The organism is Chryseobacterium sp. SIMBA_038 (assembly GCF_046535115.1).
GTDB lineage: Bacteria > Bacteroidota > Bacteroidia > Flavobacteriales > Weeksellaceae > Chryseobacterium.
Map to the genome: position 1 here is coordinate 87396 of NZ_JAWRXH010000012.1, position 19970 is coordinate 107365.

The 19970-nt window shown below is 33.4% G+C and carries 16 protein-coding genes; 11 read left to right on the plus strand and 5 right to left on the minus strand.

Annotation, left to right across the window (positions count from 1 at the left end; genetic code table 11):
* Window positions 1–73: 73 nt before the first annotated feature.
* Window positions 74–2608, minus strand: a complete 2535-nt coding sequence (locus SB689_RS22310) for a phosphoenolpyruvate carboxylase (RefSeq protein WP_410694274.1) — start codon at window positions 2606–2608, stop codon at window positions 74–76.
* 121 nt (window positions 2609–2729) lie between these two features.
* On the opposite strand from SB689_RS22310, the gene SB689_RS22315 reads away from it, so the two are divergent.
* From SB689_RS22315 to SB689_RS22355, 9 genes are all read left to right on the plus strand, one after another.
* A complete protein-coding gene (locus SB689_RS22315; RefSeq protein ID WP_410694275.1) occupies window positions 2730–3179 on the plus strand; it encodes an SLATT domain-containing protein in 450 nt (149 codons plus the stop codon).
* 65 nt (window positions 3180–3244) lie between these two features.
* Entirely contained in the window at window positions 3245–4558 is a 1314-nt protein-coding gene (locus SB689_RS22320; RefSeq protein WP_410694276.1) for a hypothetical protein, read from the plus strand.
* A 134-nt stretch (window positions 4559–4692) separates the two neighbouring features.
* Entirely contained in the window at window positions 4693–5097 is a 405-nt protein-coding gene (locus SB689_RS22325) for a hypothetical protein (protein WP_410694277.1), read from the plus strand.
* Window positions 5098–5160: 63 nt separating this feature from the next.
* Window positions 5161–5742 (plus strand): hypothetical protein, encoded by a 582-nt coding sequence (locus SB689_RS22330; RefSeq protein WP_410694278.1) that lies wholly within the window; start codon window positions 5161–5163, stop codon window positions 5740–5742.
* A 257-nt stretch (window positions 5743–5999) separates the two neighbouring features.
* Window positions 6000–7163, plus strand: coding sequence for an iron-containing alcohol dehydrogenase (locus tag SB689_RS22335; protein WP_410694279.1), 1164 nt, complete (start codon window positions 6000–6002; stop codon window positions 7161–7163).
* A 172-nt stretch (window positions 7164–7335) separates the two neighbouring features.
* Entirely contained in the window at window positions 7336–7806 is a 471-nt protein-coding gene (locus SB689_RS22340; RefSeq protein ID WP_410694280.1) for a lipocalin family protein, read from the plus strand.
* A gap of 71 nt (window positions 7807–7877) precedes the next feature.
* Window positions 7878–8534 (plus strand): GDSL-type esterase/lipase family protein, encoded by a 657-nt coding sequence (locus SB689_RS22345; RefSeq protein WP_410694281.1) that lies wholly within the window; start codon window positions 7878–7880, stop codon window positions 8532–8534.
* 9 nt (window positions 8535–8543) lie between these two features.
* On the plus strand, window positions 8544–9506 hold the full coding sequence (locus SB689_RS22350) for a tetratricopeptide repeat protein (protein ID WP_410694282.1): 963 nt from the start codon (window positions 8544–8546) through the stop codon (window positions 9504–9506).
* A gap of 113 nt (window positions 9507–9619) precedes the next feature.
* Entirely contained in the window at window positions 9620–10054 is a 435-nt protein-coding gene (locus tag SB689_RS22355) for a lipocalin family protein (RefSeq protein WP_410694283.1), read from the plus strand.
* Between the two features lie 30 nt (window positions 10055–10084).
* On the opposite strand, the gene SB689_RS22360 is transcribed toward SB689_RS22355, so the two are convergent.
* From SB689_RS22360 to SB689_RS22375, 4 genes are all read right to left on the minus strand, one after another.
* Window positions 10085–11437, minus strand: coding sequence for a DEAD/DEAH box helicase (locus SB689_RS22360; protein ID WP_410694284.1), 1353 nt, complete (start codon window positions 11435–11437; stop codon window positions 10085–10087).
* Between the two features lie 141 nt (window positions 11438–11578).
* Window positions 11579–12079, minus strand: a complete 501-nt coding sequence (locus tag SB689_RS22365; RefSeq protein ID WP_410694285.1) for a hypothetical protein — start codon at window positions 12077–12079, stop codon at window positions 11579–11581.
* Between the two features lie 108 nt (window positions 12080–12187).
* Window positions 12188–13837 carry an ABC1 kinase family protein gene (locus SB689_RS22370; protein WP_410694286.1) on the minus strand — a complete coding sequence of 550 codons (1650 nt, stop codon included), beginning with the start codon at window positions 13835–13837 and terminating at the stop codon, window positions 12188–12190.
* A 334-nt stretch (window positions 13838–14171) separates the two neighbouring features.
* Window positions 14172–14789, minus strand: coding sequence for a hypothetical protein (locus tag SB689_RS22375; protein WP_410694287.1), 618 nt, complete (start codon window positions 14787–14789; stop codon window positions 14172–14174).
* Between the two features lie 776 nt (window positions 14790–15565).
* Between SB689_RS22375 and SB689_RS22380 the strand changes: the two genes are divergently transcribed.
* Together SB689_RS22380 and SB689_RS22385 are read left to right on the plus strand one after the other, a co-directional pair.
* Window positions 15566–17161, plus strand: coding sequence for a T9SS type A sorting domain-containing protein (locus SB689_RS22380; protein ID WP_410694288.1), 1596 nt, complete (start codon window positions 15566–15568; stop codon window positions 17159–17161).
* A gap of 9 nt (window positions 17162–17170) precedes the next feature.
* Entirely contained in the window at window positions 17171–19966 is a 2796-nt protein-coding gene (locus SB689_RS22385) for a hypothetical protein (protein ID WP_410694289.1), read from the plus strand.
* Window positions 19967–19970 lie beyond the last annotated feature (4 nt).

Genomic DNA, 19970 nt, shown 5'->3' on the forward strand with positions numbered 1-19970 from the left:
GAATGACAAACTTTATGTTTAAACTTAATATTCTTAACTTCTTAAAACAAACCTTAATGGTTCAAAATTTAATTTAAGCCGAGTTTCTACTCGCATTAATATTACCAAATAGAGAACGCGTTACCAATTTTTCATACGCTTCTTTATTGCCTTCTCCCTTTTGAATTTTCATTAAAGCATATTGTTGAATACTCAATAATGGTAGAACAATTTTCTCACGAATTTTTACCGATTTTCTTGACAAAGGGTCTTCTTCCTGAAGTAATTTAAAACCTGTTAATTCTAGCATAATATCTTTTGAAAGGTTGTATTCATCAAATAAAACATTCCAAAACGCTCCGAATTTTGGATTGCTTTTAATGTAATAGGTTAATGGAAAATAAGATTTATTCATACTCATCATCGAGTTCAAAACTAAAGTTTTAAAGAAGTCCGAACCTTTGTATAGATCTCTCACTTCTTCAAATCTTCCCTGCTTTTTCATTTCTTCCATCGCAAAACCGAAACCGAAGAATCCGGGAACGTTTTGTTTTAATTGAGACCATGATCCAACAAACGGAATAGCCCTAAGATCTTCAAACTTCAACTCACTGTCACCACCGCGTTTTGATGGACGGCTTCCGATATTGGTTTTACCGTAATATTCCAACGTACTCATTTCCTGCAAATATAGAACGAACATTGGATGAGCCTTTAGATCTGAATATTTTTTATAACTAATATCTGCCAGTTCAATGATTAGTTTTCTTTCTTTTTCGGTTAAATCTTTTTTAGAATTTTTGAAAACATCATTTTCAACTCCAGCCGTTAAAAGTTGTTCGAAGTTATATTTTGCCTGTTCTTTATTTCCAAAAATACTTGTGATCGTCTGTCCTTGAATCGTTAATTCAATTTTATTATTCGCAATTGTATTTCCTTGAGAAGCATAGAAATCGTGGGTTTTTCCGCCACCTCTTGCAGGAGGTCCGCCTCTACCGTCGAAGAACACTACTTTAATTCCGCTTTCTTCGGAAAGTTTGGTTAAAATTTCTTTGGCTTTATAAATTTCCCAGTTGGCTTTTAAATATCCACCGTCTTTTGTTCCGTCAGAGAAACCAAGCATGATCGTTTGCTGATTTCCTCTTTTTTCAAGATGCTTTTTATAGATTGGGTTTTGGTACAACTCACTCATCACATTTTCAGCGTTGGCAAGACCTTCCATTGTTTCAAAAAGCGGAACAATATCCATGTTGATCTCTTCATCTTTGTAGCCACAAACTTTGAAAAAAGCATAGACATTCATCACATCTTTTACGGCATCAGAATTAGAAATAATATAGCGGTTCATTCCTCTAAATCCGTTCGCTTGTTGGATTCCTGTGATTTGAGAAACCGTCAGTAAAGTATCCTGAACAATTCCTTCAAAATCATCCGTATTTACTTTATCTGAAATTTGAATTAACTGATTGAATTTCTCATCATTTGTTGCTTCAATATTTCCAAAAACCTTAGCATGAACTTCATTAATTACCTGTTGATGAATTCTGCTGTCCTGTCGAACATCCAAAGTCGCAAAATGCGTCCCGAAAATCTTTACACGATCTCTGAAATTCAACAATAGCTCTAGAAATAAAGAATTATGATGTTCAACCAAGATTTTTTCTGCTTCATTGGCTCTTTTTAAAATATCTTCTGTGGTGATTTTCTCATTATTAAAAATCGCACCGTATAACTCATCATTCAGTTTTTGTAAAACCTCTGAAACTCCTCTGAAACTCAATCTTCTTCGGATAAATTTCAAATGGCTGTAATATGATTTTAAAATAGCTGAACGAAGTTCTTCCGACACTCTTTTTGTAACATCAGCCGTCACAAAAGGGTTTCCGTCTCTGTCACCGCCCGGCCAGAAACCAAGCTGAATAATATCTTCATGAAGGTGAAAATGACCGTTTCCAAAAGTGTTTCTGATCTTCGTAAACAGTTCACCAATCGTATCATAATACACATATCTCAAATATGAAATAATGCTCAATGCCTCATCGATTGGCGTCGGTTTTTCTTTATTAACGAAAGGTGTTTTTCCTAATTGTTGAAGTAAAGTATCGATATTAGTAACAGAATCAGTCGTAATTGCCGTTCTCAAATCCTGAATAATTCTCTGAACCGAACTTGGATAAAACTGCGTTGGATGCGCTGTAAAAACAATTTTTACCGTAAAATCTTTCAATTTTTCACGTACTTTTTCTAATTTATGATCCAGAAGTGAACGTTCGAAAAGATTAGTCACCGTTCCGCTGTCACTTTCTGAATGCAGACTTGGGAAGGCAGCATCTTCAATACTGTCGAACAAAACGACCTGTCTTTCTATATATTGAATGATCTTGAAAAGGAGTTCGAGTTTTTGCTCTTCCGACTGTAAATCTGTATGACTTGTAAAGAATTCTTCGACGATCTGTTCAGGAGTTTTTCCTGCTTCATAGCCGTTCTTACTTTCTTCATACAAAAACGGAAGCAACATCCCGATATTCGTCATTTTATCATAAGGCAGGCTCATAAATAATGAATTGTAGATCTGGAATTTATTTTCAACGATCTGCCTGAATTTTTCTGCGCGTTGGTCGTGTATCATATAACAAATGTAGGGGATTTTGGTTTGAATTCAAATGGTGTTTCTTTTAAAAATTTATTAATTATACATTTAATATCCTTTCTTGGAATTAATTCAATAACTTTATTTGAAACTATTTACCATGAAAGAAGACTCTATAATTGATCCTTTTTATCTTCAGATACAAAAGGAAATTAACCGAATTGAAAGAAAAGCTGATAGTTATATTTGGCTGTTTTACATTATCCGAATTACTCAAATTATTTTTGCAGGAATAATTACTGTTTTGGCAGGAATGTCAGAAATTAATGATCTCAGTGAAGCTAAAATTATTTTGATTTTAGGAGCTGTAACAACCGCCATTACGGCATTTGACACGTTGTTTCAAGTTGACAATAAGAAAAATACTTATAAGCTTGTTTTATTTGAGCTCAGAACAATCAGAGCCGAAATTGTTTATGAGTTTATGAAAGAAGGAAAAATTAATGATGAATTTAAAGCAACATTTTTGGGGAAATATCAAAAGGCTACTTCTTATGCCAGAGACCTTATTAGTACTGATATTGATAAAACGAAAGAAGTTAAAAAATAATTTTTTTTCTATGAGTTTCTGTTAATTGTGTTTAAAATATATCTTTGCAAAAATTTAAAAACACAATGATAAAACAAAAATTTGGCACTGCTTTATTTTCAATTTTGGCAATTTTATGCTTTGGAATTTCCATATTTTGCTTAAAAGAAGAACTATTTTTCTCTATAATTTTATCTGCTGCTGCGGTGATATGTACATTATGTGCAATATCAGAATATTTGTATCACAAAAATAAAGACATTATAATAGATAAAAATAAACTCTCTCATGAAATAAATATTAATTACTCAAAACTGCTATCAGTCATTAGCTTAATTGGTTACTTAATATTTATAATCTTAGGAACCTATTTCATAAATATGATAGGATTTGATTATAAAAAATATGATAGAGGCCACTTCCTTATGATGGGTATAGGACTGTATCTAATCATTGCCTATTCCATTAAAATTGTAAAAATACTTAAGAAAATTTTAGAAATAGATGTTTTAGTTATCAGTGATAACGGGATTATTCTAAATTCCGATAAAATGATTTGGGCTGATATCAAAAAAGAAAAAATAATTGTTAAGCAAGAAACCACAGAGTTTTCAAAATATCAAAGCGATGTAAAATACCTCACCTTTAACTATAAAAATAAAAAAATTGAATTTAAAATTGATGATTTAGATGCTCCGGATTATTTTATTGAACAGTATTTAAAAATATATAGAAGTCGTACCGAAAAAAATAACTTTCGATCTATTTCCAGCCATCAAATAGAATTAGTTTCAATTTTTGAAGATATCATAAATACTGATGATTTATTTCTATTAGAAGAACAAGAACTTAACAAACAGCTTGAAGAAATAAAAAGCATTGCTAAAAGTAATCCACAAGAATTAAAAACATACTGTGCGAGTATCATAGATTTTAAACAAAATAACTTAGGATCTATTTTCTATGCTCTATCTGAAGAATCTGAAATTTGGGGAGATTTTCTTTCCAGTGAATTCATACGATTATTTGAACTTGCTAAGACAAGTGATGAATCTAAAGAAATTTTCAATGTTCTGGATGAGATATTATACGATTTTGAACCTAATCAAACTTCACAAAAGGTTGTTGATTATTTATATCAGGAATTAAGCAATAAAAATGATAAAATTAGATTAAAAGCATTATCACTTATTGATTTGTGGTTAGATGAAAACCATATGCAAAAAAGTAATGTCGTACTTCAAAAAATGGTAAAAATGACAAAAGATGAAAACTGGAAAATCAGGTGGGTAGCCAATGATACCCTTTCAAACTATGGAATTTTTAATGAAGATGAAATTGCAATTCCTTATAAAGATAAAATGAAAGCAAAATTTAATAATCAATATGAAATTGATTAAATAATGCAATGAAACTTAGTATTATTTTTCAGTTACTGTAGGAATAAAAGCTTTAATTACAGGAGTTTATTTATCACAATATTTTGAACACAACACATTAATGATTAATTTTACAAATCACAGAAATTAATCCAATGAAAAAAATATTCATATTCCTTGTAATGGCTTTTATTTTTACAGCCTGTGGTGACGATTGCTATAATGCTCCTCAGCCGATAGCTTTTGAATTCGTTAATGCTGATGGTGAAAATCTGATCACGAATGGAACTCTTAACCCTTTTTCAATTAGTGACGAAAATCACATCGGCGTACAGTTGACTAAAACATCTGACGACAGGATCATTTTGGAAAATGTGGGCGCTTATAATGGCACAAAAAACTATACTTTTTATTCTAATCTTAAAGTTTTTACTTTTTCAATACAATCGTCTGAATTTAAAGGAGGTTGTGATGGTTTTCAGATCAATAAATTAACGTTTACTGGCGTTGGTATTGATGTAACAGATGAAAAAGGATATTATAAAATTGTTTTGGAATAAAAATAGCTAATAGTAAAATTATCTCTGAGCATGGGAAAAATCTCATCCAGGAAAATAACAAGCATGAAAATTATTTTAATCATTTCTTTTCTAATACCGGGTTTATTCCTTTCCCAAAAAACGGTTTCCGAGGATTACAAAAAAATCCCCGAAATCCTCGACAACACTGAATTCCTCTACCCTTTCATCAAACCTGATACAAAATATCAATATTGGTCGGTTCTTCGCAACATTCAAGATCCTGATCCTGATAAATCCATCATTTACGAAAGTCAAATGCCAGACTTTATGACGCTCAATGATCCAGCACCGGAAAAAGGTTTCTTTCAGCAATGCACAACAAGCGATTGCTTTTCCTATATTTTAGCCTGTAAAAACGGCAAGACAGAATATTTTAATAATGAACAACAATTGAGAAATTTCATTGGATTTGTTGACAATTTACCGGAAGCGATTTTAGTTGCAGAAACGTATGGTTTTAAAGTTGATACAAGTAACAGATCAGCAAGTTCTTATAAAATTGATGATCAATATATTTCGATGTGTATTTCAAAACTGAAGAATGATACTCAAAAAGAGTCTTTTTTAGTGAAAATCAATAGAAAAACGGGGAAATTGGAAGCGAAAAGTAATGGTTTTTACTAATTTAGACTGCGTTTGTCATTCTGACAAAGGAAGAATCTATTGTTATTTAAATCAAACCATTAAGGTTGGATTAAGTAAGAATATTATGTTAGATTCTTCACTACACTTCGTTTCGTTCTGAATGACAATTCGTATATAATTCATAGTCCCGAAATTTCAATAGTTTTAATTAAACACAATCATAAGAATTTTAAAACTTCCTTAACTCAATTTTCACTTTGCATTGCGTAAATTTGGCTTAAATAAATTTAAGAACAATGCTTAATTTCGAGTTTAAAAATCCAACAAAAATACTTTTCGGGAAAGGCGAAATCGCTAAGATTTCAAAAGAAATTCCTAAAGATGCTAAAATATTAATGATTTACGGTGGCGGAAGCATCAAAAGCAATGGTGTTTACGATCAGGTACAAGAAGCTTTAAAAGGTTATGATGTGCATGAATTCGGTGGAGTTCCTGCCAATCCTGAATATGAGGTTTTAGTGGAAGCTTTAAAAGTTATCAAAGAAAAAAATATCACTTATCTTCTTGCTGTTGGCGGTGGTTCTGTGATTGATGGAACAAAATTCCTTTCTGCTGCGGCAAATTACGCAGGTGAACCTTGGGAAATACTGAAAAAACCTGTGAGAACTTTTGAAGGCGAAGGAATGCCTTTCGGTTCTATTTTGACATTGCCTGCAACAGGTTCTGAAATGAATTCGGGATACGTAATTTCAAGGAGAGAAACAAACGAAAAATTATCATCAGGAGGTCCAGGACTTTTCCCTGAATTTTCTGTTTTAGATCCGGAAGTGGTAAGATCAATTCCAAAAAGACAAATCGTTAACGGATTGACAGATGCTTACACTCATGTTTTAGAACAATACATGACCGCTCCGTCTTCTGCAGATTTACAGGAAAGAATTGCAGAAAGTATCCTTATCAGTTTACAGGAAACCGCTCCAAAAGTTTTGGCTGATGATTTCAATTATGAAGCAGCAGGAAACTTTATGTGGTGTTGTACAATGGCTTTGAACGGATTAATTCAGAAAGGAGTTATTACAGACTGGGCAGTTCATGCGATGGGACACGAATTAACAGCTTATTATGGAATTGATCATGCAAGAACATTGGCTGTAATCGCACCATCTCATTACCGTTATAATTTTGATTCTAAAAAAGGAAAATTAGCTCAATACGCAGAAAGAGTTTGGGGAATCAAAGACGGAACTGTTGAAGAAAAAGCTGAATTAGGAATTAAAAAAATGGAAGAATTCTTCCACAGCCTTGATATTAAAACTAAGCTTTCAGAATATACAGAAGACTATAAAGGAACCGCAGAAAGAGTGGAAAAAGCCTTTACAGAAAGGAATTGGGTAGGTTTAGGTGAACACAAAAAACTGACTCCTCAGGATGCCTACAAAATTGTAGAAATGAGTTATTAATAAGGCTGGAAGCTGGGAGTTTAAAGAAAGGAAGAGTTTAACTCTTCCGGCTTCTGACTTCCAGCTCCCAATTAAAATTCATTTATTTACAAACATTCGTTTAAAAAACCTTAATTTCATTATAAATATTTCAAATTTATTTATATTTTAGCATATTCTTAAATTTGTGATAATGAAAAAACAGCTACTTTTATTTGCCTTTTCCGCTTTGGCGCTTACTTCGCTTGCTTCTTGTGAAGATGATGATGTTCAAGCTTACGACTTAGACACCCTTCAAGGTGAATGGAAAGTCAGTAAATCAGAGATTATTTCAGGGAAAGACGGTAAAACTGTACTTGATACTTACAATCCTGCAGGATGTGAATTAAAAAATGTGACTTCGTTCAGTACTGATTATTCCACATCGTATACTTATTATGGTGGTGTAGGAGCTAATTGCCAGATCAGCGCACAAGAGCAGGGTAAATATACCTATGATGCGGAAACTAAGGATATGGTAATAACGTATGACGACAATGTTAAAGTAAAATATAAAGTAATCATCCTTTCAAGCTCGGAACTGAAACTAATGGACGTTCCTGGTGGTGGAGATTATAACGGAGATACAGTCAACGATCTTTATTATACTACTTTTAAAAGATAAAACAAAAACTCTCGATTTTATCGGGAGTTTTTTATTAGAATGAATTTTAATTAACTAAAAATTATTAAAAAATGAAGAAGATGTTATCAGCATTTTTATTGCTGACCTTTGCCCTTTTCTTTTCACAGGAAAAAAAACCGATGTATTGGCAGGACATTCAAAATTTCAAAAAATTAGATCAGGAAAATGCACCTCCGAAAGATGCTATTCTTTTAGTCGGAAGTTCATCTTTTACAAAATGGACTGATGTTGCCAATTATTTTCCCGATAAAACGATCATCAACAGAGGATTTGGAGGATCAAGATTAACGGATCTTAATTATTATGCTAATGATTTGCTTTCTCCTTATCAGCCAAAGCAGATTATTGTTTATTGTGGTGAAAATGATTTTGCAGACAATCATAAATTAAAAGCGAAAGAAGTTGTTAACCGTTACAAAACGTTCTACAAAAAGATTCGAGAGAAATTCCCGAATATTGAAGTTGATTATATCTCTATAAAATACTCGCCAAGCAGAGAAAGTCTTTGGCCTCAAATGAAGGAAGCCAACAAAAAAATTGCTGCTTTTATGAAGAAAGAACCGAATGCAGAATTCATTGATATCACAAAAGCAATGGAAGACGCCAACGGAAATGTAAGGAAAGAGCTTTTTGTAGAAGATATGCTTCACATGACTCCGGAAGGCTATCAGATCTGGACGAAGGTGATGAATCCTTATATCAAATAATTTTCAACCATGATAAAAAAACGACTAACCATTTTAATTCCTATTTTTCTTTGTTCTTTGATGTTTGCCCAGAAAGACACCAAAAAGCAAGTATTGAAGGAACTTTCAGAAAAAGCTTGTCAATGTACAGATTCAATCAGATTACTTAATCGGAATAAAAAAGATATTCTGAAAGATGTGCACGGCTGTATCGACAAATATACAGGAGCATTACAAATTTCTACTCTTCTTTCAAGCGCAGAAGATGTAGCAAAGACCGCTCCTGAAGTGAATGGAAAAAAGCAAATAAATCTAAATTTCAATACCAGCAAAGACTCCAAGCAATATATAGACAGCTACAATGATATTGAACGATATCTGATGGGTAACTGCCAAAGTGTTAAAAATATTACAGAAACTTCTGAAACTAATGATGACGGATTTTCTAAAGATAAAGAAGCTATGGATTTTTATCATGAAGGACGAGAGCTAACGGAAAAAAAAGATTGGAAAGGAGCTATTGATAACTATGAAAAAGCAGTTAAAAAAGATCCTGAATTCCTTTATGCTTGGGATGCTCTAGGAATCAATTACAGAAGAAACGAGGAATTTGATAAAGCAATTTCGGCATATGAAAAATCGCTGAAACTAAATCCTAAAGGAAAAATGGCTTTACAGAATATCCCTGTGGTATATATTTATAAAAAAGAATATCAAAAAGCAATTGATTCTTATATGAATCTTGATAAGGTATATCCCGGAGATCCTGAAGTTTATTACGGAATTGGTAATGTATATTTTAACGCATTAAAAGATGATGAAAAGGCATTAGATTATATCTGTAAAGCTTACAGAATTTATAATGATCAAAAATCTCCTTACAGAACAGATGCAGAATCCATAATGTCATCTATTCATAAAAGCATGAAAGAAAAAGGCCAAACTGAAAAATTTAAAGAAATTCTGAAAAAGAATAACATGCAGTTTGATTAAACTAAAAGCTCCTAAACAAGGGGCTTTTTCTATTTTAAACAATCAAGAAAATATTTTGAAGCAATAGAAAATTTTTCATTTCTTTGTGAACTTTAAAAAAAATTAAACTAACCATGAAGAAAATCTTATTTCTAGCTGTTTCGGCGGCCTTTGTATTCAGTTCGTGTAGTAACAATGATGATGATGACAACTTAGTAAATATTGTCGGAGTATGGAAACCATCAAAAACTTTAAAAATTTCAGGAAGTAACGGGAATCTAATTTCTACTGAAAATTCATCTACATGCAACAAAAAAAGTACTTATGATTTTAATGCAAACAATCAGTTAACGAGTCATATTTTTGAAGATGATTCAAATACCTGTACAGATTTCGGTTCGCAGACAGCACCTTATTCTTATGATATGAACACCAAAAAGATCGTTATTGATGGAGATAGCTATGACGTAGCAAAACATACTTCAAACGAAATTCAAATTGTTGTAGATTACGGACAATTTAATAGTGACAATATTGAAGATCAAATGATACTTGTTCTTACAAAATAAAAAAGCTCCCAAAATTGGGAGCTTTTTCGTTTATTTCTTTCTTTTGGATTTTGAGATCGCTTTTTGTTGCGCTCTGTTGGCTCCAAATTTCTTAGGTTCTTTTCTTTTTGAAGGCCCACCCCAGTTTTCTTTTTTGTTTTTATCCTTTTTCTCGTGGAAAGCTCCTCCTCCATCAAACAGTTTCGCTTGTGCAGGATTTTTCATTAAGATTACATCTTCTTCTGAAATGATCTTTTTAGGATTAATTTTAACTCCTTCAGGGAAATCAACGAATTTTAATTCTCTGTCCATCAATAATTCGATGTCTAGAACAGGACGTTCTTCTTTTTTAGCAACAAAAGAAACAGCCTTACCGTCTTTATCTGCTCTACCCGTTCTACCTATTCTGTGAATATATTGTTCCGGAACCTCTGGAATTTCAAAGTTAATTACATGAGTAATATTTGAAATATCCAAACCTCTCGCCATAACGTCTGTCGTGATCAAACCTCTGATTTCTTCATTTTCAAAGCGTTTCATCGCCTTCAATCTGTAGTTTTGAGATTTATTTGAGTGAATTACATCAAACTGTTCAGGGAAAAGCTCATCAATTTTAGTAAATAATAAATCTGAATGCTTTTTATTATTAGCAAAAATCAAGACCTTAGACATATCTGCGTCTGATTTCAATAAATGCTCCAATAAGTTGATCTTCGTATTGAAGTTTTCAACTTTATAGGCAGTCTGTTCAATTTTTTCAAGTGGAGTTCCTGATTTCGCTAATGAGATTTCGATTGGGCCAGCAAAATACTGAGCCAACATTTCATCCACAGCATCTGTCATGGTTGCAGAGAAAAGAATGTTTTGTCTCTTGTCTCTCATCATTTCGAAAATATGCGTTAACTGTGGTCTGAAACCTAAGTTAAGCATTTCATCAAATTCATCAATGATCAGTTTCTGAACTTCTTTCAGAGAAATAGCGTTATCAATCGCTAAATCCATAATCCTTCCCGGCGTTCCTACTAAAATATCACAGCCATTGTTAAATAAAAGCTTCTGCGTATTGATATTTTTTCCACCGTAAATTCCGATAACTCTTGCAGTAATATTTTCCGTTAATTTTTCAACAATTTCAGTTACCTGAACCACTAATTCTCTTGTAGGAACCAAAACAACAACCGTTGGATTTCCGGTTTTGTTGTATTTCCAAGTTTTAAGAACAGGCAGCAGATAAGCTAATGTTTTTCCGGTACCTGTTTGTGCAATTCCCATCACGTCTCTTCCGGAAAGTATAGGTCCTATACTCTTTTCCTGAATAGGCGTTGGTTCAAACAATTCCAGGTCTGCTAAAACATCTAGAACTTTAACCGGTAAATCAAAATCTGCAAAAGTTATTTTATCCATTTTGCAAAGATAGGCAATTAATTTATTTATGTATTAGAATGGGAGTCGGAAGATGGAGGTCGGAAGTTTAAAGCTTAATGTTAAAAATTTACATATTTACTAACTTCACTCTTCATGCTTCTAGCTTCAAGCCAAAAATTACTAAAGCTTAATACTTTTACTGATCACTTTAATATCATCATCCTTCCAGACGCTTGTTGTGATAATTACATTTCCTTTCTTTTTGGGATCTTTCTTAATTGGGAATTTTTCGTCTTCCCATTGTGAACAATGTGTAGAAATAGGCGATACCAAAGGTTTCCAAATATTTTTGCTTAAAGTGTAGACATATAATGGATGCCAGCAGCTTGTACACCAATTCGGGTAAAATCCGATGTCGTCTTTTCCGTCATTGTTTAAATCTTTGAGATTGTATAAAGTTCCGTCCTTAGCGGGTGAAATCGTAAATGGTTTTATCTTTTTATCACTAAAATAAATGATGGTTTCGCATTTTCCGTCGCACTCATCACTGCAGTCGCTGACTTTGGTGTAGGCGTATTCTTTTGTTCCGTTTCCGTCGTAGTCGCCTAGAATGCCTTCGCTTTTTTGTGCGGAGATTAAGGAACTGAAGAATGTGAGGAGGAATAAGGTTACTGTTTTCATGATTAGTTTTTAATTTTTTCTGTCATTCTGAACGAAACGAATGTGTAGTGAAGAATCTATTTTGAGATTGCTTCGTCACTTCGTTCCTCGCAATGACAAAATTGTGTTTTATTTTCGAGTTATTCTTAACAAAATGATGATAACCAATAAAATAGAAAAGATAAATCCAAGCAAAGCAACTAATGATATCTCCCCGATTCTAGGGCCGGATTCGGAGACAAAAACAATCGCTGTTGCAATGATATTTGCGCCCAAAACCATGGCTAAAATCAAATTGACAATACTTGATTTGATGATTTGATTGGTTTTTTCAATATTCTTAATTTCACTTGAAATGGTGAATTTATTTTCATCTAATTTTTGAAGAACAGAACGAAGCTCTTTCGGAATTTCATCGATATTATCTGTGAAATTCATCATTTTATCCATCCCATTTTTGAGGATCGTTTTTGGACTGATCTTTTTGGTGAGAATTTTTTTGGTATACGGATTAAGACTTTTAACGATATCCAGATCAGGGTTGATGGTGCGTCCTACCCCTTCGATCAAACCAATTCCTTTGAATAAAAGATAGAAATAATCCGGCATATAGAGACGGTTATCTTTTAAGACATCTTTCATTTTATTAATGATCGCCTGAGGATCGATCTCTTTTAAAGAAGTACTGTGAACGAAATTAAGAATATCGTCCACATCATTTTCGAATCTTCTTTCATCGGGAATCTCATAGCTTATCGCCATCTTTTTTAGAGATCTTACGATTTTATGTGCATTTTTTGCGACAAAACTTACAATTAAACTTTCAAGGATTTCTTTATCATTCGGTTGAATTTTTCCTACGGCACCAAAATCAATGAAAACAACTTTTCCATCTTTTTTAACTAAAATATTTCCTGCATGAGGATCGGCATGGAAAAATCCATAATCCAGGATTTGAGATACAAATAGGCGCAACCCAACTTCGGATACTTTTACAGGATTTATATTGTTGGCTAAAAGTCCGGCTTTATCGGTTACTTTTATTCCGTCAATGAATTCCATACAAAGGACGTTGTTGTTACAAAATTCTTCGTAGATCTTCGGAACATATGTCTCTTTATTATTTTTAAAGTTTCGGGCGAATTGTAGGATATTATTCTTTTCATTAATTAAAGAAACTTCCTCTAATAATGATCTTTCAAATGTTGAAATTGCCTGTTTCAGATTCAGTTTTTCTCCTATTTCAGAGTAAGATGAAATCAGTTTTTCGAGATCTTTGATTAAAAGAAGATCATCTTCAATAACAGTTTGGACATCGGCTTTTTTTATTTTTAAAATAACTTCATCACCATTCAATAAAGTAGCTTTATAAACCTGTGCGATTGAAGCTGTTGCCAATGGGTGTTTCTGAACTTCAAGGAAATGATCATTAACTGAAATATTAAACTCATTTTCAAGAATTTCATGTACATTCATTTCGACTGTATCTACCTTGTCCTGCAGTTTTTGAAGTTCCTGCACCAATTCCGGCGGAAGAAGGTCTTCCCTGTTGCTGAATGTCTGTCCAAGCTTCACAAAAGTGGGTCCAAGTTCTTCTAAAACGAATCTTATTCTTTCATACACTGTTCCTTTTGAGATGATCTCGTCTGAATTTGAGGAGTATTCTTCCTGTTTGTTGTTCCCGTTCATTCTTGCGAGCATGTCTTTAAATCCATATTTACTTAATACGGAAATTAATCTCGCGGATCTCTTAAACTTTCTTTGTTGCTTGTCGAACATAATCTATTTTCAATAAAAAATGGAGTTGCAAAGTAACTCCAAAAATTATTCCTATTCTATATTTTTATAGGTCTTTATGAATATTGTATAAGTCATCTGCAATTTTACTATTGCCAGTGCCATTATTGAAACTACCATTGATAATATTATATTCGTCGTTGCTTATTTTGAAACCACCAACGCTTATACTGTAATCGCCTACACTAATATTAAACCCGACATTGCTTATACTGAATCTGCCAACGGTTATATTGTAATTGACAGCAGCAATTTTGAATTTGCCATCGCTATAATTAAACCCGCCAACGCTTATATTTAAATAGACCTTGGTTCATTATTTATCTCCTTTACGAACTTTGAATTCTATCCCGCTAATTTGTTTGTATTGCGGACTGGATGCTCCGAAAACACTTTTCACATATAGTTTAACTTCTTTCGCTGTCTGCAAAAGCCCTGACAGCGGATTGTACATTAACTGATTTCTTTCCAACATCGCATTGCTATACTGGGTGTATGAATCTATAAGTTCTGTATTTTTTGTTTTCAGATCTGAGAGCTTATTCTGTAAAGCTGTAATCTTCAAGTCATTTTCATTGGGGCTGTAAGATGGATTCTGAACCAGAATTTCTATGATCCCTGAAAAATGATCTACCATTTTGTCATATGACTGCTGAGAGTTGGAAATCTGTTTGGTTTCAGGTTGTTGCTCTTCTGCCTGTACATTGCTTTTCTTTGAAGGTGAACCCTGTATTTTTCTATTAACAGACTTCATGTTATTTATCCCAAGCTGGTCTGCACCGGACACAGAATAGGCATTTACTATTTTGGTGGAAAGAGATCTTAAATCTGTAAAAGCATTTCTGCGGTTATTGGTCGCATTGTCAAAGCCTGTTTTTTTGGTTTTCGTATTATCGAGCTTACTTTGTACGCTTAGTAAAAGATCCTGAAGCATTTCTACTTTAAGGCTGTCTTTTATAGGATTGTAAGCCGCTCCGAATCCTATGCAAAAAGAAATGAGACTTTGAAAATTAGCTGCATTTTTGGCATGTCCTGTTTCACTTACAGCGCTTTTAACAGCTTAGAATTTGTGTTTTGATTTTTTGACTCCATATTATATAAATAATTATGATTAATACAAACAAATTTACAAATCACAACACATATACCAAATAAAAATACAATAATTTATCACATTGAAAAATTTAAACAAACATAAATTAAAAATATTAATTTGTTAATATTCAAGCTTTAATTCTATGAATAAATTTAATTAAATATATAATTTACCTTAAAAAGGCCATTGCTCAGACTTTTATTCACAAGTAAATTCTTTAACAATTTTTAAAAAATATATTTATCTTCGCAGCAGATTTTAACAAAAACAAAAGCGTAAGCTATCATTAGGTTAAAGAAAACTCGGAATCTTCTAATACAACCACAAAATGATAGACTTACGCCCGTGTATCCTATATGGGCACGGGCGGAGTCTTTCTGGTTGTAGGGCATCCGAGTGCCTCTTTAACGGATTGACTTTTGCTCGTGCCTTTTGTTTTATAAATTAATTTCCAACCTATTGATAAAAAAATGCATCCCTATATAATACGACATAGTTTGTCGTGTCTGAGGATTAATTTTGAAAATAGATAATAAAAAAGTAAAGTAAGGAAATCCACATTTTCCGAAACATAACAGTTTATAAATTTGAACACAATTAAAAAGCTAATGCTTATGAAAAAAAACTATTCGGGCGCACTTCTGGTGTGTGCATTATTTAATTTTTCGGCTCAGGAAGTAGTCTGGCAGAAAGATATAAAATCTAATACTCAGGATTTTCTGAGTCAGGTTACTACGACGATTGATCAGCAATATTTAATTACAGGAAGCAGCATTCAGGGCGATAAGCTTCAGGCTGGAAGCAGTAAGCAGAATAATGGTTACGATTTCCACTTGGTTAAACTTAATCAACAGGGAGAAGAAGTTTGGGAAAAGTATTTCTCCGGACAAAATCATGATTTCTTATCTGCGACTGTAGCTACTCAGGAAGGAGGTTTTCTTCTCGCTGGAACTTCTTATTCTGGAAAAGGTTTAGACAAAAAAGAGGATTCTAAAGGTGGATCTGATATCTGGCTGATTCGTTTGAATGAATTTGGGGACGAGCTATGGCAAAAAACTATTGGAACAAGTTCTGATGAGGAAGCAAGATCTGTAATTCAAACTACAGATTTAGGATTTTTTGTAGCCGGAAATGTTCAGAATTCAGCTAAAGGATATGGATCTAAAGATGTTGTTATCATAAGACTTGATAAAAACGGAAAAGAATTATCACAATTAATTTTAGGAGGAAAAGGTCTTGATGAAGTTGAAAAGATGATTCCAACAAAAGATGGCGGCGCTTTGTTAGGAATGTATTCAAGAAGTGGAAAGATAGCTGGAAGTGGGAAGATGGATGCTGGAAGTAAACAAACTGAAAACTTTGGAGAAGGAGATTATTGGATCATCAAACTTAATAAAGAAGGAAAAGTTGAATGGGAAAAAAATTTCGGTGGAAAAGGTGATGATCATTTGAGAACACTCGCTTTAACTTCTACCGGATTTTTAATTGGTGGAGAATCCAGATCTGAGAGATCAGGAAATAAAACCGTTGGAATTGAAGAAGGAACCGATGTCTGGTTAATTTCTTTGAATGAAAAAGGAGATGAAGTTTGGCAAAAGTCTTACAACTTCAAAAACAGAGACGTTTTGATGGGAATGAGTGTGATTAACAGGGAGTCGGAAGATGGAAGCGGGAAGTCTACAAAAGGAGTGCTGATCGGCGGATATACTCAAGCTGAGGGAAGAATTGAAAGTGATGATGAGAAATTTTGGATGCTGTATTTAGATGAAAATGGAAATGAACAGTGGAGAAAGCATGTAAAAGGAGAATCCAGTAAGAAAGAGGAAAGATTATCTGATATAAAATTAAACCGTGACGGTTCAATCATTTTAGCAGGAACAAGTGCTGAGGAACTTGGAAAAGAAAACTGGAAAATCGTTAAGCTTGGTGATAAGCAAATTGATCAGTTGATTGTAAAACAAGACATTAAGATTTATCCGAATCCGGTTTCAGATTATGCTTACGTGGAGATTGGGTTTGAGGGCCTGAGAGAGGGAGCGTTTGAGGCGGAGATCAACCTTTATGACATGAGTGGGCGTCAATTGCAAAGTTTGAAAACGAAGAATAAAGTAACTAAAATCAATACTCAGAGTTTAATTCAGGGAGTTTATCTGGTGACTGTAAAAACCAATACGAATAAAACGGCTAATGCTAAATTGATTAAAAAATAAACACAACTTATGAAGAAAACAATTAAAATGATGAGTATTGGTTTGGGAATTGTCTCCTCAACTCTTTATGCTCAAAACGATATAAACTTTGGAGATTTTTCAAATCCGGTGCCTTCCGTTTCATCTTTGGCAACGTACTCCAATGCTCCCCAATCCAACGCTTCAGGCATTCCGAGCATTACTTTACCTTTATTAACATTGCCTACCAGCAATAGTAGCGTAAGTTTAAATACAGGCTTATCCTATAATCCTATGAATACTTCTGAATCTGAACCTGCGAGCCAGGTTGGTAATGGATGGTCGCTGTTTGCAGGAGGCGTTATTTCTAGAAGTATTGTTGGAGATATTGATGAAGTATTTGATAATGCCGGTTCAAGTAATTATACTAAAAATGATTATAATGATATTTATTATTACAGTCTGCCCGGAGCTTCAGGAAAATTAAAGTTTAAAAGAAATATCCAGAATAATACTTTTGAACTCGTTAACCTGTCTTCAAATAAAGTTAGAATTAATTATGTCCCTGAGAGTAATAATGCAACACTTATCATAAAATCATTTACTATAACAGATACTAAGGGGATACAGTATATTTTTAATGATTACACAAGAAGCAATAAGAATACAACAAATTATATCCCGGGTGGTAAAATTTATAAATCGGCTTTCTTTTTAACACAAATAAAAGATGCCAACAATATTGAACTGGCCAATTTTTCTTATCAGAAAGATATAAAATACAAGAGTAATGGGTCTACTCTCTTATATGAAACCTGCAAGCTAAAGACCATTACTTCTCCGGGATATGGAAAAATAGAGTTTGATAATGTATATGAATCTTCGATGGAAGGTACTATGAATGATCCTTATAAAGTAAATAAAGTTATTTTAAAAGATAATTACAATCATATTATTTCAGGGTATTCTTTTGAATATGTTAATGCTTTTAACAGAACATTAGACAAACTGAAAAAACTCAATAGAAATTCTATTGCCACTGAAACTACTGCATTTGAATATAGTACCGTTTCTTATGACAGCCCTTCTTATTATGGAATCGACTTAAGTTCTTTGTGCCCCGGTTATGCCACTACATTACCAAATAATCCCGGAGTTTTAAAAAGAGTGATCAACCCTTCGGGAGGAGTTGTTGAATATAACTTCGAACACCATCAGGTATATTTTAACAGAGCAGATCCTGCTTATCTTAATTCCATTATGGATGGGGATAATTATGTAGATTCGGCCGTGCAATATCTGGAACCAATAAGCGATATATTATATGATACCAATCATGCAACGGAATACTCATTTACCGTTTCCGGAACCAAACCAAGAAAAATATTTATAGCATTTGGTTATGACGAGTTATTTACCCCTCCTCTATATTGGGACACCAATACCCCTCCTTATGTTGACTATCTTGTTAATGATGGAGGGCAGTTTCTTTTTGGAACAACATGCGGAGCCAATACTATTACAAGAGAGTTTTTCTTATCTCCGGGAACTTATAAGTTAAGAATTACAGGTTCAGGAGGAAGAGGGCTGGCACATGTATTTCAAATTGCCCACCTTCCGCTCCCTCTTAAAAACACTGCTCAAATTGGAGGAGTAAGAATTGCCAATATAAAATACTATAATAGTAAAACAGACACTACTCCTATAAAAACCACTAAATTCGAGTATAACAGTTTTTCAGACAGCAACACCTCTTCCGGATATGCTTTTTCTCCTGAAATAGATATGAATGGCAGCACTTATATACTTTATAAAAATGTTAAGATTACTAATACTGATGATGGGAACGGGTACGTGAAATATTATTATAAAACCCCTGATGATTATCCTCAGGTTCCCTATACTGTAGACGGAGTCAGTAAAATGTACTGGCCTTATTACGCCTTTACAAGCGGAGGACTATTAGATAAAAAAGAAGTTTATGATGCTCAGAATAAGCTGCTGGCATTAGAAAAAAGCGAATATACATTTGCGGATATTCCCGGAACCGCAGACTACTCTGCTTTTGAAGATATCTATTCTAAATTGGGATGGCTGAAAAAAATTGTGAATACTTCAACTTCTTACTTTGAAAACAACCAAAGCTTAGAAGAGCAGGCTGAAACTAATTTCAGTGAATATAATTTCGAAATGTCATCTACTAAAAAAATATCGGATGGCAGTATTATAGAACAGTTTTATACTTATCCGGAAACCGGATATTCTAATCTCTCCAGTGCTCATATTATGAGTGTTCCTGTAGTAATTCAGGAAAAAAATGATGGAAAACTGGTTTCTAAAACAGAAACGAAATTTGATAATCCAAGCTCTACTTTTCCGACCTCTGTAGTTACTTCCAATATCGATGATAACTCAACAAAAGCCATTACTATTAACCAATATGATGATAGAGGGAATATTGTTCAGTTTACATCTGCTGTAGGCATTCCTTCGGCGGTTGTATATGGTTATGACAAAACAAAGCCTCTTGCTAAAATTGAAGGTGCAACCTATGCACAGGTTTCATCGCTGATACAACCAATCATTGATGCCTCCAATGCAGATGCAGCAGATCCGTCAAAGGAAGGCTTACTTCTTATAGCGTTAGATAATTTCAGAAAACTGGATCCGTTAAAAAGTTTCCAAATTACTACTTATACTTATGATCCGCTGATCGGAAGTACCACTGCAACCCAACCCAACGGAATAAGAGAAATTTATAAATATGACACCAGCAACAGGCTTGAAAGAGTGATTGACATGAATGGAGTTACATTAAAAGAATACAAGTATAATTACAAAAACTAACACA

What these genes read in the sequence shown, in the direction of transcription:
- SB689_RS22335 (WP_410694279.1), top strand. Translation starts at nt 6,000, where the DNA reads ATGCTTAATTTCGAGTTTAAAAATCCAACAAAAATACTTTTCGGGAAA.
- SB689_RS22325 (WP_410694277.1), top strand. Translation starts at nt 4,693, where the DNA reads ATGAAAAAAATATTCATATTCCTTGTAATGGCTTTTATTTTTACAGCC.
- SB689_RS22360 (WP_410694284.1), bottom strand. Translation starts at nt 11,437, where the DNA reads ATGGATAAAATAACTTTTGCAGATTTTGATTTACCGGTTAAAGTTCTA.
- SB689_RS22355 (WP_410694283.1), top strand. Translation starts at nt 9,620, where the DNA reads ATGAAGAAAATCTTATTTCTAGCTGTTTCGGCGGCCTTTGTATTCAGT.
- SB689_RS22340 (WP_410694280.1), top strand. Translation starts at nt 7,336, where the DNA reads ATGAAAAAACAGCTACTTTTATTTGCCTTTTCCGCTTTGGCGCTTACT.
- SB689_RS22370 (WP_410694286.1), bottom strand. Translation starts at nt 13,837, where the DNA reads ATGTTCGACAAGCAACAAAGAAAGTTTAAGAGATCCGCGAGATTAATT.
- SB689_RS22315 (WP_410694275.1), top strand. Translation starts at nt 2,730, where the DNA reads ATGAAAGAAGACTCTATAATTGATCCTTTTTATCTTCAGATACAAAAG.
- SB689_RS22365 (WP_410694285.1), bottom strand. Translation starts at nt 12,079, where the DNA reads ATGAAAACAGTAACCTTATTCCTCCTCACATTCTTCAGTTCCTTAATC.
- SB689_RS22350 (WP_410694282.1), top strand. Translation starts at nt 8,544, where the DNA reads ATGATAAAAAAACGACTAACCATTTTAATTCCTATTTTTCTTTGTTCT.
- SB689_RS22320 (WP_410694276.1), top strand. Translation starts at nt 3,245, where the DNA reads ATGATAAAACAAAAATTTGGCACTGCTTTATTTTCAATTTTGGCAATT.
- SB689_RS22345 (WP_410694281.1), top strand. Translation starts at nt 7,878, where the DNA reads ATGAAGAAGATGTTATCAGCATTTTTATTGCTGACCTTTGCCCTTTTC.
- SB689_RS22385 (WP_410694289.1), top strand. Translation starts at nt 17,171, where the DNA reads ATGAAGAAAACAATTAAAATGATGAGTATTGGTTTGGGAATTGTCTCC.
- SB689_RS22330 (WP_410694278.1), top strand. Translation starts at nt 5,161, where the DNA reads ATGAAAATTATTTTAATCATTTCTTTTCTAATACCGGGTTTATTCCTT.
- SB689_RS22380 (WP_410694288.1), top strand. Translation starts at nt 15,566, where the DNA reads ATGAAAAAAAACTATTCGGGCGCACTTCTGGTGTGTGCATTATTTAAT.
- SB689_RS22375 (WP_410694287.1), bottom strand. Translation starts at nt 14,789, where the DNA reads ATGCTTCAGGATCTTTTACTAAGCGTACAAAGTAAGCTCGATAATACG.
- SB689_RS22310 (WP_410694274.1), bottom strand. Translation starts at nt 2,608, where the DNA reads ATGATACACGACCAACGCGCAGAAAAATTCAGGCAGATCGTTGAAAAT.